This window comes from Ruminococcus sp. AF20-12LB (assembly GCF_003478985.1).
Classification (GTDB): Bacteria; Bacillota; Clostridia; order Lachnospirales; family Lachnospiraceae; genus Blautia_A.
This window is the reverse complement of sequence record NZ_QUGH01000004.1, coordinates 119,502-133,381: the sequence shown is the minus strand read 5'-3', so window position 1 is coordinate 133,381 and position 13,880 is coordinate 119,502. Positions and strand designations below refer to the sequence as shown.

The window sequence follows — 13,880 nt, the reverse complement described above, 5'->3', positions numbered from 1 at the left end:
TTGTTTACATCCGCCAAGATGCAACTCAATCATACCTTGAGGTTCTTTTTTATTCAATTGGCGCTTTTAATGAATTACAGGAATGCTCCTTTCCAGCATTTTATTTATGTAAAAATAGCACCTAAGATTTCTCCCAAGTGCTATTGCTCCACAATTCATTGCATAAAAATTCCTTTTTAATCGTATATCCCTTTTCCTCTATGACATTTTTTAAATTTTTTCCCACTTCCGCATGGACACAAATCATTAGGATATATTTTCTTAAAGTGATTTATAACTGTTTTCTTTTGTTTTTTTTCAATTTCTGACATTGATGTCACAATTGGATCCTCTGGCAATATATACTCCTCGCAAAAAATTGCACAATCTTTCTCATCCATAACCGGCACTGGAATATATATTTTTTTAATGGTATTAGCAAATGGAAAAATTGTGACAGGATTCATCAAATATTCCATAAATTCTTTTGCTTCTGGATATCCATTCCTCCATATACTTTTCACGTTTCGTATTGATGCTGATTCCGGGTATGCCGTTACTACATCTAGATACGGATTTGTAAAGTATTTTAGATAAGAAGAATCATCTGTAATAAAAACATCATCCTTTTTGAGTGGGGTATAATCATAAGTGTCTGTACATGCAATTAGTATTATATGATTCTCATCATATGGTTCATCTGGTAAATCTATAGATACTAATTTTTTAAATATATTCCAATCATAGCTTACTGATTTCTTTCGACGGTTAAGTTGTTCTATCGCTTCTTTAACATTTTCTTTTCGTTTTTCTAATTCATTTAAATCATATGATGTCATTACCGCCTTTAATTCTGTAAGTATAAGATAATCTCCCAAAACAGTAATAACATCATATTCGATTTCCTTACCATCAAATGCTTCATATTTTACTTTATTTGTATTTACATGAAAATTAGGAATCTCTTTATATTTAAAATCTATAATCCCTTTTGAATATCCACGTTTAAGCTTTTCAATAAATTTACGTTCGAAAATATGTCCTACTTCTGCTACATTTTTCTTATATCTAATAAATTGACGCTCAATAAATCTATCAAGATTCACTTGATCCAATAGAGCTTGACTCAAAATCACTTGACTTTTACTAATTGTTAATAACGGTTGAGAAAATATATCATCATCCCTATTTTTCTTTTCATGAAATATAAATCTGTCAATTAATTTTTCTGCATATTCAAGTTCAAAATCATGCATTCTTGACAGTTCTTCGGAGAGGTATGAAATATCAACTAAACTTATTTCTTTAAAATATGTATCTTGTTTTTTATTATCAATACACTTTAATGATGCAAAATATAAAACCTCTGATAATGTATCTAAATACTTATATGTTATTAATAAATCTCGTATACATATACCTTTTACATTACAGTCCAAATAATAATCTTTTGTCAATGATTCTACAATCCGCTCTTTTATCTCAGCTACTTTTTCTACTTCTTGAAATAGTGCTTTATCAGGATGAAATTTACTAAACTCAAATAATGCATATTCTTTTGTTTGGATCCCAATTAACTCATCTGACAATATTGACAATTTTTCATATATAATTGGAATATCTTCTTGATTTCTATAATCTAACAGCGTATGATTTCTTACTTGGTATTCTCTCCTTAACACTCCCATTCTTCTTGCTTTATATTTTTCATCATTTTCTAACGAAAATGCATATTCTCTAATCCCTTCTTGTGACTTATCCACATACCCAAGTTCATAATATCCGTAACGAATTCCTTCTTCTATTCTACAAATAAGAAACCTTTGCGATGCAATATATAAGTATTTTTCAAAATCAGCATTTTCGTAAGGATGTACACGTTTCAGTTGAATGTCTGTATTTACAATTTGTACTTTTAAATTTTCACCAAATCTATAATACAAATAATGAATTATCTCGTTCATACTTTCAAGAATTGATTCAAAATTATCAGATACTGATACTTCTAAATTTTCATAATGTTCAACGGGTCTATTAGCTATTGACAATTCCATTCCTGTTTGATAATCCTGATTTATAAAATCCATATAGTTTTCCTTAACAAGACGTGTTTGATCTTGATTAAAAACTACAAGACTAATTAATTGTTCTATAAATGGGATCTTACCTGCATCACATTCATCCATTCTTGCAGAATTAACAGAGTTCATTTTATAAAAACATTCTGTATAAGCTGCCATATCAAGAACATCTTTTATAATTCGCTTATCAATAGTAATTCCTTCTTGAATAATATCCCGAGTATCTACCTTAGCATCATTTATTGCGTTTGCTATGTTTAAAACATCTCCTAAAATCTGTTTCGTTTTTTCATAATCTCTATCTGTATATTTCATTCCTATTGGATTTCGAATACAGTTTGTCTTAAACAAAATATGCTTTAGATCATGATCATACTCTTTTCCATCTCTAATATCAGTATTATACATCAACATTAAGAAAAATAATTCAAATTCACATTTTTTCAAATCATCGTTTATATATGCTTCATTAAACTTCTCTACATTCTCCATCTTCATAGTGATTATCCACCTTCTCCTAATTTTAAGCATTTCTGATAAATAATACTTTAATTATACCCCCTATCATTACTATTTACAAAATGCTTTTGCATTTGTCTTAATCAAGAATAACTTTGAAGCTATATTCTTTTATTTATGCATATCCTACCTACACCCTATATTTCCGGTTTGCACCACATTTTCTATCCAAAAATTCCATTGTAAACCTATACTGTACACCAGATTTTACCTCTCCGTCTTTGGTATAGCTGTATTCCTCTGTTCCATTCGGAATGATGTAGGCACCATATTTTTTCCCAGCTTTACTGGTTAGTCCTTTGAGCAGGATTTTCTTTCCGGCAAGCAGACTTTCCACCTGATCATCTGACAACACCTTTCCCATTACCCTGTTTACATTCATGCCGCATCTTCCAGTATAGTAAGCCCCATATTTTCCATTCACGACATCTTTTCCACAGTTCGGGCATTTGCCAAACACCTTCTGCTCTTGTGCAAACATTTTTTTCTGCTCGTCACTGACATTGTGATAAGTCTTTACAAGGTCACCTACCATTGCCTTAATCCCCGACATGAACTGCCCGGCAGACACTTCTCCTTTGGATACCTGTGTCAGCTCATTCTCCCAGTCTGCGGTCAGCTTCGGGGATTTCACAACATCCGGCAACACTGTAATTAGCTTTATCCCGTCCTCAGTCGGTATCATCTGTTTTTTCTCACGTTTTACAAAACCGTCCTTTACCAGCTTTTCAATAATATCTGCTCTTGTGGCAGGTGTCCCCAGTCCCTTACGCTCCACATCATCGTCCATATCTTCACTTCTGGCTCTCTCCATTGCAGATAAAAGGCTGTCCTCTGAAAGCTTTTGTCAAGGGGGTGCGTGGATATTTTTCATATTACTTACGCAGATTCTCTCTCTGCTTCTGCCTGAATAATGCGTTTCAATCTGTCCTCAGCAGTCAAACCGCTACTATGGTCAAAAAACACTTTGACTTTATAATTTGTTTTGCCTTGCTTAATCACAAAAACTCCATCCGGTTTGTTTTTCTCCGAATGGTTATTTGGGGTGGGTAGTGTACTATTCACAATATTTGTCATACGATATTCCTCCTTGAATGAAAAAAGCCCGACAAGGAAAGGTCTGACAACGAAGTTCCGACAACGGACATCAGAAAACCTTTTTTCTTTATCGGGCGATACTATCTTTTTACTATTTTCTTTTTCTTTATAATATTGGTTGTCATGGTTGTCAGAGAGGGAAAAGTGCCGCAATATCAAGGCTTTCGGGATTTTTGCCCGACAACCAGACCGACAACCAGACCGACAACCGGCTCGACAACCGAAGCGACAACTGGCTTTTATTTTTGCTTCAACCATTCTTCCGAAAGCCCTAACTGTTCCATTTCCTCTGTCGGGATTTCTTGAAAACCATCCATGCTGTTGTCAGGCTCGTTGTCGTTCCTGATACGCTCCCAGCCTTTTTGTCTGCGGTAAGGCTCTGGAAAATACCTAGGATTGCTGAACGCCCTCCAGCCTGTGACAGCGTTATTCATAATGTCGTTGATCTCTCGCAGTTCCCATTGTTTCGGTTCGTCATAATCATGCCCCAGTGCTTCCTTATAAAGCTGTTTGGAACAGACCATGCTGCCGGAATAGCGTTCCAAATAGTCTAAAATCTGTCCTGCCTTTGTGTCCTCCGGCATAAAGTCCTTTTGGTGGGCTTTCAGATAAGCGTTCATAGCCGGACTGAATCTCAGACGGAAATTTCCGCTTCTGTAAATCTCCATAGCTTCTGCCCACATCTGATTGATATACTCTCTTGAAGCCTGTTCATCTGCCAAAATATGAACCTCAGCCCTTTCAGGATAGACCATAACCGGAACGAAGCGGCGGTTGCCTGTTCGGTCGAGGGGAAGAAAGTCAAGGGTATTGGAAGAACCTCCAAACACACATTGTCGTTTTCTGTCTGCCGGATGTGTTTCATAGGGTATCTTATAGGTTTCCTTTTGTCGGCTCAGAAAGGACTTGATTTCTTCAATGCTCTTAGCGTTGGCGGTTGCAATCATTTCCGACATTTCAATAATCCAATGCCCCTGCATTTTGCGGTACACATTTTCATCATCCAGCTTCTTCAAGTCATCAGAGAACCAATCATCATTGACCGCAAGCAAACGGAAGAAAGAGGACTTTCCGGCTCCCTGACCGCCTACAAGACAGAGCATTACCTCAAATTTGCACCCCGGCTTAAAGGCTCGTGAGATAGCACCCAACAGAAACAACTTCAATGCTTCATAGGTGTAATCATCTGTATCAGAACCGAGAAAGCGGTGCAGACAGAAGCGTATGCGTTCCGTTCCGTCCCAGTGTAGGGCATTGAGAAAATCGCAGACAGGGTGGTAACGGTTTTCGTTGGCAATAACCGCAACTGCGTCTATGATTTTCTTCTCTACGGTCAATCCATAGTTTTCTTCAAAATATAGGAGCAGATATTTCACATCCACATCCGTCAATGTCGGGCTGTCACGATACCAACCGAGGGGCTTCACAATGTCGATTCTTTCGGTCAGAAGATTTTTTCGGATAGCTCCTTTCAAAAGTGGGTCATATTGCAGAACACGCTTATAATTTGCGGCAGTATTATAAACCTTACCTTTCTCGCTCTGCTCTAAGCTGTTTCGGATTTCTTCTACTGTGCATGGTTCTGTCTGCTGACAGTTCTGCAATTCGTTGTTCAAGTTTCAACACCTCCTTTCTCTGTTCTGCCACAAGTGCTTTTCGTTCCTCCAATGAACCATACAGAAGAATATCAAGCAGATATTCGATATAGTTCTTCTTATACAGTGCTTCTGCAAACAGGGGATTCCATTCCTCATCCGGCTGTTTAGGAGCGTATTTCTTTTCCCATTCTCTAAGAAGATGAAAATAATCCGTCAGCACCTTGTAGCAATGATTTTCTTCTTTTTGATACTTCTGTTCCGGTGTCGGCTCACGAATACGAGGGCGAATACTGGGCTTTTGTCGGCTGTCATAGTTAAGACCAAAATCTTCAGCAAGTTTGACAGCAGCTTCCCTCAGCCCGATACCGAATAGCTTCGCTGTCAGATCAACAGCGTCTCCAGTTGCTCCGCAGCCAAAACAGTAATAGCGTTCATCCAGCTTCATACTGGGGGACTTATCCGAGTGAAACGGACAGCACGCTATACCTGTGCGACCCACTTTCAAGCCATAGGCTTCTGCGGCTTGTCGGGCAGTAACATTTTCTTTTACAACTTCAAATACATTCATGTGACTCCTTTCCTGAAACGAAAAAAGCACCTGTCATTTTCAAAACGAAAACAGCAAGTGCCTTAGAGTTCCATATTCAATTTTGGGTGCAAAAAAGCAGGAGACCTTTTCGGATTTCCTGCTTAGTAAAGCTGTGAAGATTTATTAGTAAGAAGATGTCTAAATTTTATTTCTCATCTTCTACAAATTCAAATAACTCCTCCACTGTAACATGAAATACTTTTGCAATATCCATGGCTAATTTAAGAGACGGATTATATCTGCCATTTTCAAGGTGAACTATCGTTTCTCGTCTCGCACCAACAAGCTCTGCAAGTTCGCTTTGCTTATATCCTGCCTGCTCACGATATTCTTTAATTTTTGTAACAAGAGCCATATCATACCCCCTTGCTATCTATAATCACAAACATCAATGTTCTAATAATAGATAAAATCAAAATAGTTAAAACTATAATCCACCCAACTACTCCCATATTGATAGCATCAACATGACCCAAAACAGCACATCCCCAGGCAACTACAACCATAACAGCGACAAAAACCTTCAAGCAAAATGAATCACATCGTTTCAAGTTTCGCTCTGCCATTTCATCAATTCCTTCCTTTTTGTATTTCTTAATTCTCATTTGCTGAAATGCAAAAAAAGCAGCAAGGAAACAACCAAGTACAAGCTGTAAAGTTAGATACCAGTCTTTCCAATCCGTTCTTGCCCACATCCAGTAGTAAGATGCAAGAATGATTGCGTAGATTATTTTTGTTCCAACAATTTCTCTTAAAGATACTTTTTTATTCATGTTTCTTCCTCCAATGTTATATATTTCGCACTTGCGATGTTATAAATATATCACTCGGATATACAAATGTCAATAGCAAAAGTGAAATATTTTTAACTTAGTTTTCTGACAAACTTACCCTCCCTAAAGCAAAAGCACCTGTCATTTTCAAAGTGAAAACAGCAAGTGCTTTAGAGTTCCATATTCAATTTGGGGTGCAAAAAAGCAGGAGACCTTTTCAGATTTCCTGCTTCTTCTAAATGATAATTATTTCGTCTAATTACTGAAAATCGGGAATTTCCTCACAAAATTCCTCGTTATAATAAGGCACGCCATCTTTGATACCCATAGTGATTTTTGAATCTAAATCCAAATAGTATCCCTCATACTGATAATCTGCCACTTCTTCTGATTCCTCTATCAATTTCTTCAGAGTTTCAGCAGCTTGCAAACTCTCAGCATTGTTCAGACCACCAATCGCCGGTCCGCTGCTTCCCTCATACACTTCCAAGTAAATTTTTTCAGAAGACTCCGACTCAACAAATAGAATATAAGAGTAAGCGTCTTCAAAATTCTGTGTTTCATAATTGGGTTCTCCAAATAATGCACGCAGTCTGCCATAGGCGATTACAGGTTCTAAATCTAAGTTTGTAAGATTGCTGCTGTTTTCCGGTATACTTGTCAGGCTTGTGTCTTTCTTGAAATCAGATATTGTCATAGCATTTTCTCCTTGTATGGTAACTTCCAATTAACCTAATCATCTCGATTTTTCTCTCGAAATAATTGCTCCATATTTGGTATGTGGCAAAAATTCAACTTCTAAAAAATCGTTTTCATCAATGTATTCTGAAAAAACCGTAATTTCAAATACTTTTCCTGTATCTTCATCCTTTACAAAAATGCTTCTACGTTCATGAGAAACATCCGCACCACCATGACTTTGTTCAATAGTATAGCCTTTAATGTAAAAATATTCTTTATTAATTATGTACGGAATATCAAAAATAATTTTCATTATATATACTAAAATAAAAATTACCGTTATTAATAACATTAAATTAGCACCTCTAAGTAATTTAATATCATTTCTACCGTTATATTTATATTGCTCTACAACACTTTTTTTCTTAAAAAAAAGTGCAAATAAAAACTTTTTTTTTTATACAATACACTATATAACATAATACTGCTATTCCAAACAATATCCCTCTTATTTCAAGTCTAAAAATACTAAATTCCATTTTATGCCTCCCCACAACCAAATAATTCTGTTTTTATATAATCATATATCTCTCCTGCTACTCCATCTCCTATCGATTCAACTAATTGTGCAATATATCCTTTTAATAATGTTTTAAGATGCATTGCACCTGTCCCATTAACAAGCCTTGTTATTCCTCCTGCAAAAATTGCTTGATAGTTATTTCTTCCTGCATTTAATCCTTTTATTTTTATTTTTGATCCTATACCGCCTAAGATACCTCCTAAAATCAAATCTTCAAGTACATCCAAGCCGATTTGTTCTATTCCCCTTTTATTTGTTCCTGTCATCGTTTCAAGACTTTCCCCAACTAATGTTGATGTTCCACTTGAAATCCCTCCAATAATAAAGGGCTTTGATAAAAAATTTAGTATCTTTTCAGAAGCGCCTATAGTTGTACCTACTTTTCCTATAGCTGAAGGTGCTCCCAAAATTCCACCTAATGCACCACCAAATGCTGAACCAATATACGTTTCAATACTGGAAAATTGTACCAGTAAGAGATCTGGTGTTCTCCGCTTTCCTTTTTTATCCGAATAAGTACTGCTTCTTCTTTATCCTAATCTTCCACATTATTTATCAATCACATTACAGATATTTTTTCATCCTTTAATCTCATTAGCAAAACTTCTACATTTTCATTATATCTGTCTATTTTTATTGGTTTTTCTCCTTTTACATAAATAATTATGTACTCCTTTTCTATTATACTTTTGTGTTGCTCAACCTTTGTAATCTCTTTAAATTCAACTGTCCGCATTTTCTTTAGAAAATCTTTCTTATAAAGTTTGTCTTGTACTTCCAGTTGATCATACCAATAGACACCGCTGTAATAAAGCAACAGTAAATCTATCACTCCCAGCAACAGATACATCCAAATTTTCCCATCTCGAGTCAAAAATAATACAATTGTAAAAAAAGTATAAATGCAGAAACCTATGATAGGCAATATTTTCCGGATAATCATTGGCTCTACGATGCAGTGCTCTTTCGTAGATGGAATCAATTCTTCTTCATCTATCCCCTTTTTTTTCAAAATAATTAGTAAATCATAAACATCTCCTTCTGCATCCATTTCATACTGGAATATCTTTTTCTCCCCTTGATAAAAGCGATATTGATTTCTTCTCTTTCCTACGCATCTTGTAATATCTTCAATTCTATATTTCCTTGTAATTCCTAATGCAGAACGGTAGATAATCTCTTGTGTGTCATATTCTATCTTCCATATGTATCCATATAATGTCAGAACAATTCCTAATACTGTAAATCCTATAGATACCAACAAACAAATCAACATAAAATAACAATTTTCTATCTGTTGTACAAATTCCCATTTGAAGATCTGACTTAAAATAAAAGCAATAGTTGTACAACCAAAAAATATTCCGCATGGTAATCCTACTTTCAAGATGCTGGGTGCTGTAATTATATATTTTTTTGTCTGCTTTCTGGATTTCTGCTTTTTTGTTACCTCAACGTCTTTCTGTTCCTTATATTTTTTCATAGCGTATTCAGCTATTCTTATGGATAAAAGAATGCTGATTACTAGTACAAGTTCTTTAATATTCATAGCTGGTCTCCTATCCCATTACTCCACAAATTTCTAACGTTTCTTCACCATCTTTATCGACCTTAATATTGTTGCTTAATATCGACATTATCCAATCATCACTGTTTTCTATTGGCAAAAAATCTTTTAACATATCTTTAATATATCCGATACATTGTTCCCTAATGCACAACCGCTTAAGCACAGTGAAACAAGTAACATCAATGTTAATAGTTTTTTCATGATAGCTGTTACCTCTTTAAGATTTTCAAATAGTGTATCTCCATTATACTTCATCAACCTAAAGAATGGAAGATAATTTCTTGCTCCCTAAAGCAAAAGCACCTGTCATTTTCAAAGTGAAAACAGCAAGTGCCTTAAAGTTCCATATCCTGTTTTTTGCTTTTCGCCGGAATTGTCCGGCTGACTTCACGCTCTGCCATTTCCTTCTTCTTGCGGCTCAACTGCTCTATAATGGAACTTTTGGCTTTCTTCTTGATTTGCTCCGTTCCGGCTTTTTTGACCTCCGGTTTCATCAGCGTAGTTTGGATTTTCTGAATAGTTGATTTCATAGCATTTGTGATTCTGGCAATCACGCCATCCAATCGTTTCACTGCATACTCAACTTCTTTCTTTGAAGCCTTACGCTCAGGGGAGAGAACCCACGCCTTAGACTGCTCCACCAGCTTAATATCCTCCTTGTGCGTTTCCAGTTTTACAGTATCAGCAACGACCTCAACCGCCTTGTCATAGGCAATATCGGCAACCTCATCCACCAGAGCTTCCACATCCTCAATCTTCATCGTGAGTTCTTCCAGCTTTTGCTCCTGTGCTGACAGTTGCTCCTTTTGCTTGAAAAGGATATAATCCTGTTTTTCCAGATAAGCACGACCACCATATTCCGGTTCTTCTTCCAGTTGTAAGCCATGCTTTTTCGCCACATCAAACAGCAGCACTCGGCAAGCTGAATCGAAAGTCATCTTGCGGTTATTTTTTCTTCCGACAGGCTTCTCCGGTTCCGGCAGTTCAAACCCCAGTGCTTCCAAAGCCTTTTCCTGCTGTGGGGCAATCTCCCCATATTGATTTTCACAGTCGAACACATGACGCTCGTGAATATGAGGGGTGCTTTCATCCAAGTGCAGCGCCCAATTCAGGATATGGACATGAGAGCCGAAACGCTCATTTACGATTTCCATAAATTCTGTGACGATCTCAATGAGCAATTCCGGCGGAACATGATTATCAAGCGTTCCAATCTGATAGACCGTTTCCTCTGGACAGGTCTTTTTGCTTTTGAGCAAATCTCCGGTTTCCTTATTCCTTTCAGGGTGTCTGTTCTTCACATTTCTTTCGTTCTGTCCTGTCACAAAATCACGATACCGCTGATGATAAAAAAGCTGTTCCACATCTTCAAAAGTGGCAGACAGCTCATTTTCCTTTTCGGGATTTTTGAAATTGCGGAAGCCATTGTAACAGTCCCAATAGAGATTTTGTTTGGCTCGTTCTTCATCAATGTGTTCGCTGTTGGCAATGTCAAAACTGCGGTCATTGTGCTTCGGATTATAAACGCCATTCTTTCCGGCTCGTCCATTGTGTCTTGTTAATTTCACATGAGTTCCTCCTTTTCTTTTTGATTTCCCCGACAGGGGAGAAGGGCAGCGAAGCTGATTCCTTGCGGCTTTCTGCGTCAAGTAATACCCAGTACTAAGTGGCGAAACGCCACTTAACTGGGCAAGGCTGCCGCCCTTGACCTGCACAGGGATATTGCATTCCCTGTACCCATGCACAAAGGGTTGCACCCTCCGTACTCCCGCCCGAACAAACTGACTTCGCCCCGTCCCAAGCTCCGTCAGTTCCTTCGGTTTTACAAAACAGTCCACCGGACTATTTTGCAAAAAGAAAAACCGACGCATGATCGCTTTACGCTCAATACATCGGTTTCTTCATCTGACCTTAACGTTCATATTCAGTTGTGGCAGATTACGGATAATCTGCAAATGGATAAACAAAAACGACCAACTATGTAGCTGATCGTCCTTGCGTGGTTGCCTTAAAAAGTAGTTGATAAACACCCTACTCTTGAAAAGCTCGTTGTCATTTACATCTATTATTTTTGAATAGAAAAATTCCTTTATAGATGATAAAAGGAATTGAACCGATTACTCCAGCAAGTGTATAAATCGGGAAAGTAACAAATCCAATTATAATTTTAGGTGCGATAGGAGTTAGCCATTTCTTAACTAAACCACTATAAAAAATCAAACCTGTTGGTATTCCAGCAAAAAGCAATCCAAAAGAAAGAATACTTCTTGTAAATCCTAATGGTTCAGGAACAGACATATTTTGACTTGTCCAAAACGCAATGTACTCAGGGTCACTAAGTTGATTCATTTGATTAAGTGCTACAAAATAACCAAGTACACAACCAATAATTAAAAATAAACATATAAGCAATATTTGTTTCAACTCTTTTTTCATATTTCATCTTCCTTTACGGTCATATTCAGTTGTCTAACATCGTACTGTTATAAAATCTATGTCATTTACGATTTTTCTTATGCTGATTTGCCCAGTAAGATTTTACAGGGATTCTTCTTCTTTTTATGTCCTCCATAAATTCTTCTTTGTCAATATTACTATCAATGGTAAATAATTTTTCTCCATTTACATATACACGCATAGAACCTTTCCTTCTCTCGCAATAGGTAATATCTTCAAAGTGAAAAGTTCTCTTTCTGCCAAAAGTTGAACGCCATGTGATTTCATCTTCATCCACTTCCAGTTTCCACATAATCATATTCAATGAGCCTATAAAAAACACAACAAATGCAATGCCAAATACCAAGGGAGGAAATATATCATCCTGTTGGATAGCACTTGCTACAGTACAACCTCCTGTAAATAAAATTCCAAAAACAAATATAATAGTCAATGTTTTCTCTGTTTTTATTGTATAATGCGTTCTAATTATTCCCTTTTTCTGTTCTTCCTCTCGTTCTTTAGCTCTCTTTTGTTGAAGATTTACAAGATATTTCAAAAGAAGAAGTACAACTAAATAGGGGCCTATTTGTGTAATTATATTCAAACACATTCGTAAAAAATCATTCATTTTTTGCCCCCCATAGTTCCAGCTATATAAAAATGATTGTTTGAAATCGAGTATTAAAAACCTCAATTTTTCATATCTCATTATACTTCATCAACTTAAAGAATGGAAGAAAAAATTTTGTGTACAGAGTTCCTGTTCAAGCCTTGTAACTCACATTTCTGCAAAATCCATAGTCCCCGATACTTTCCTCACGGGTGATATACAGTCGGAATTCTGTCAGCTCATGAAATAAGAAAAACCGACGCATGATCGCTTTACGCTCAATACATCGGTTTCTTTATCTGACCTTGACGGTCATATTCAGTTGTGGCAGATTACAGGTAATCTACAAATTTCCCAAAACAAAATAGGATATTTATTTTTATTCTATTCAACTACATACCCATATTCTGTGTGTGGTAAATACCTTACAGTTATCTTATCTCCTAAATCGCTACCTGTTCCCCAATATTTTAATGAATGTTCTTCTCCAGTTTTCTCATCTCTAATATGTATTCTTCTTTCACTATTAGAGTTTTCTCCTGACATTGCACCTTGTGTAACTTCTCCGGTAACTTCAACTAAATTGTTAGATAGTAAATAAGGTATATCCAAGCAACAAGGAACAGTTATAAATATACCGAGAATCAATAACCCAACAACTGCCATCACATTGATTATTTTTTCCCATTTTTGATATTTTATTTTTTCTTCTTCATTGACAGCCTTTCGTTTTATAAACTTCCCATTTTTCTTTCTATGCAAAACATACATAATTAAGACTATAAATGATACTATAATCACTCCAAAAGTTCTAAACATCAATAATGCCATAAATTTGTACTCCTTTCAAAGCGACACGCTATTTATTAACAGCTTTATCAGCTAATCTTTTATCTCCCCATGGCGTTTTCAGCATAGGCTCATTATCAATAATTCCTGCTCTTAAAATTTCAAGGGGTTTTTCTAATTGTAAGATGTTTTTATTATCTATAATAATAGCAGTTTGAAATTCCTCAAAACTTTCAAAAACTCTGTCTTGAAATATAAAAGATATATTTTCTTTACATTCCTCTGCGTTAGCAGGTAAAACACAGGAACCCATCACATATTTTTTCTCATTATAGGAAAACTCAATAAGAGTAAAAGCCATATCATTATCATAATCAGACTTGATAATTTCCATTAGATCTTTTGCTTCAATAATGAGCGTTGGCTTTTCATTTTTCTTAAAACCAAACATGAATAACACCTCCAAGAATTAACTTTATCTTATTTTTCATTATACTTCATCAACTTAACGAATGGAAGAAAAAATTTGTGTGCAGAGTTCCTGTTCAAGCCTTGTAACGCGCATTTATGC

At 36.0% G+C, this 13,880-nt stretch carries 16 protein-coding genes and 1 pseudogene; all 17 read right to left on the bottom strand.

The window, feature by feature from the left end; all coding sequences use genetic code 11:
- Positions 1 to 176: 176 nt before the first annotated feature.
- Positions 177 to 2,558, bottom strand: coding sequence for a YecA family protein (locus tag DWX61_RS06730; RefSeq protein WP_286188059.1), 2,382 nt, complete (start codon positions 2,556 to 2,558; stop codon positions 177 to 179).
- Positions 2,559 to 2,709: 151 nt separating this feature from the next.
- Positions 2,710 to 2,961 (bottom strand): topoisomerase C-terminal repeat-containing protein, encoded by a 252-nt coding sequence (locus DWX61_RS19525; protein WP_353652865.1) that lies wholly within the window; start codon positions 2,959 to 2,961, stop codon positions 2,710 to 2,712.
- Positions 2,962 to 3,141: 180 nt separating this feature from the next.
- A pseudogene (locus DWX61_RS19520) lies at positions 3,142 to 3,411 on the bottom strand (DNA topoisomerase); the annotation flags it as partial.
- Positions 3,412 to 3,458: 47 nt separating this feature from the next.
- Positions 3,459 to 3,656: a TnpW family protein gene (locus tag DWX61_RS06720; RefSeq protein WP_005335835.1), complete on the bottom strand. Its 198-nt coding sequence runs from the start codon at positions 3,654 to 3,656 to the stop codon at positions 3,459 to 3,461.
- Positions 3,657 to 3,916: 260 nt separating this feature from the next.
- On the bottom strand, positions 3,917 to 5,281 hold the full coding sequence (locus DWX61_RS06710; protein ID WP_502696284.1) for a virulence-associated E family protein: 1,365 nt from the start codon (positions 5,279 to 5,281) through the stop codon (positions 3,917 to 3,919).
- Positions 5,205 to 5,843 carry a CHC2 zinc finger domain-containing protein gene (locus DWX61_RS06705; protein WP_118359633.1) on the bottom strand — a complete coding sequence of 213 codons (639 nt, stop codon included), beginning with the start codon at positions 5,841 to 5,843 and terminating at the stop codon, positions 5,205 to 5,207. Before DWX61_RS06705 ends, DWX61_RS06710 begins: the two co-directional genes overlap by 77 nt.
- A gap of 166 nt (positions 5,844 to 6,009) precedes the next feature.
- A complete protein-coding gene (locus DWX61_RS06700) occupies positions 6,010 to 6,219 on the bottom strand; it encodes a helix-turn-helix transcriptional regulator (protein ID WP_015541026.1) in 210 nt (69 codons plus the stop codon).
- 1 nt (position 6,220) lies between these two features.
- Positions 6,221 to 6,637 carry a hypothetical protein gene (locus tag DWX61_RS06695; RefSeq protein WP_117677509.1) on the bottom strand — a complete coding sequence of 139 codons (417 nt, stop codon included), beginning with the start codon at positions 6,635 to 6,637 and terminating at the stop codon, positions 6,221 to 6,223.
- 259 nt (positions 6,638 to 6,896) lie between these two features.
- Positions 6,897 to 7,334: a hypothetical protein gene (locus tag DWX61_RS06690; RefSeq protein ID WP_015541023.1), complete on the bottom strand. Its 438-nt coding sequence runs from the start codon at positions 7,332 to 7,334 to the stop codon at positions 6,897 to 6,899.
- A 39-nt stretch (positions 7,335 to 7,373) separates the two neighbouring features.
- Positions 7,374 to 7,670, bottom strand: coding sequence for a hypothetical protein (locus DWX61_RS19200; RefSeq protein WP_118359631.1), 297 nt, complete (start codon positions 7,668 to 7,670; stop codon positions 7,374 to 7,376).
- Between the two features lie 188 nt (positions 7,671 to 7,858).
- The gene (locus tag DWX61_RS06680) at positions 7,859 to 8,308 is read right to left on the bottom strand and encodes a hypothetical protein (protein WP_118624419.1); all 450 of its coding nucleotides are present in this window, start codon (positions 8,306 to 8,308) and stop codon (positions 7,859 to 7,861) included.
- A gap of 152 nt (positions 8,309 to 8,460) precedes the next feature.
- Positions 8,461 to 9,450, bottom strand: coding sequence for a DUF6560 family protein (locus DWX61_RS06675; protein WP_118624417.1), 990 nt, complete (start codon positions 9,448 to 9,450; stop codon positions 8,461 to 8,463).
- A gap of 356 nt (positions 9,451 to 9,806) precedes the next feature.
- Positions 9,807 to 11,039, bottom strand: coding sequence for a plasmid recombination protein (locus DWX61_RS06670; RefSeq protein ID WP_226793889.1), 1,233 nt, complete (start codon positions 11,037 to 11,039; stop codon positions 9,807 to 9,809).
- Positions 11,040 to 11,523: 484 nt separating this feature from the next.
- Entirely contained in the window at positions 11,524 to 11,907 is a 384-nt protein-coding gene (locus DWX61_RS06665; RefSeq protein ID WP_003021642.1) for a hypothetical protein, read from the bottom strand.
- Between the two features lie 61 nt (positions 11,908 to 11,968).
- Positions 11,969 to 12,538 (bottom strand): DUF6560 family protein, encoded by a 570-nt coding sequence (locus DWX61_RS06660; protein WP_039960226.1) that lies wholly within the window; start codon positions 12,536 to 12,538, stop codon positions 11,969 to 11,971.
- A 366-nt stretch (positions 12,539 to 12,904) separates the two neighbouring features.
- A complete protein-coding gene (locus tag DWX61_RS06655; RefSeq protein WP_003023134.1) occupies positions 12,905 to 13,351 on the bottom strand; it encodes a hypothetical protein in 447 nt (148 codons plus the stop codon).
- A 28-nt stretch (positions 13,352 to 13,379) separates the two neighbouring features.
- Entirely contained in the window at positions 13,380 to 13,760 is a 381-nt protein-coding gene (locus DWX61_RS06650) for a hypothetical protein (protein ID WP_003023131.1), read from the bottom strand.
- Positions 13,761 to 13,880 lie beyond the last annotated feature (120 nt).

What these genes read in the sequence shown, in the direction of transcription:
- DWX61_RS06730 (WP_286188059.1), bottom strand. Translation starts at nt 2,558, where the DNA reads ATGAAGATGGAGAATGTAGAGAAGTTTAATGAAGCATATATAAACGAT.
- DWX61_RS19525 (WP_353652865.1), bottom strand. Translation starts at nt 2,961, where the DNA reads ATGAATGTAAACAGGGTAATGGGAAAGGTGTTGTCAGATGATCAGGTG.
- DWX61_RS06720 (WP_005335835.1), bottom strand. Translation starts at nt 3,656, where the DNA reads ATGACAAATATTGTGAATAGTACACTACCCACCCCAAATAACCATTCG.
- DWX61_RS06705 (WP_118359633.1), bottom strand. Translation starts at nt 5,843, where the DNA reads ATGAATGTATTTGAAGTTGTAAAAGAAAATGTTACTGCCCGACAAGCC.
- DWX61_RS06700 (WP_015541026.1), bottom strand. Translation starts at nt 6,219, where the DNA reads ATGGCTCTTGTTACAAAAATTAAAGAATATCGTGAGCAGGCAGGATAT.
- DWX61_RS06695 (WP_117677509.1), bottom strand. Translation starts at nt 6,637, where the DNA reads ATGAATAAAAAAGTATCTTTAAGAGAAATTGTTGGAACAAAAATAATC.
- DWX61_RS06690 (WP_015541023.1), bottom strand. Translation starts at nt 7,334, where the DNA reads ATGACAATATCTGATTTCAAGAAAGACACAAGCCTGACAAGTATACCG.
- DWX61_RS19200 (WP_118359631.1), bottom strand. Translation starts at nt 7,670, where the DNA reads ATGTTATTAATAACGGTAATTTTTATTTTAGTATATATAATGAAAATT.
- DWX61_RS06675 (WP_118624417.1), bottom strand. Translation starts at nt 9,450, where the DNA reads ATGAATATTAAAGAACTTGTACTAGTAATCAGCATTCTTTTATCCATA.
- DWX61_RS06665 (WP_003021642.1), bottom strand. Translation starts at nt 11,907, where the DNA reads ATGAAAAAAGAGTTGAAACAAATATTGCTTATATGTTTATTTTTAATT.
- DWX61_RS06660 (WP_039960226.1), bottom strand. Translation starts at nt 12,538, where the DNA reads ATGAATGATTTTTTACGAATGTGTTTGAATATAATTACACAAATAGGC.
- DWX61_RS06655 (WP_003023134.1), bottom strand. Translation starts at nt 13,351, where the DNA reads ATGGCATTATTGATGTTTAGAACTTTTGGAGTGATTATAGTATCATTT.
- DWX61_RS06650 (WP_003023131.1), bottom strand. Translation starts at nt 13,760, where the DNA reads ATGTTTGGTTTTAAGAAAAATGAAAAGCCAACGCTCATTATTGAAGCA.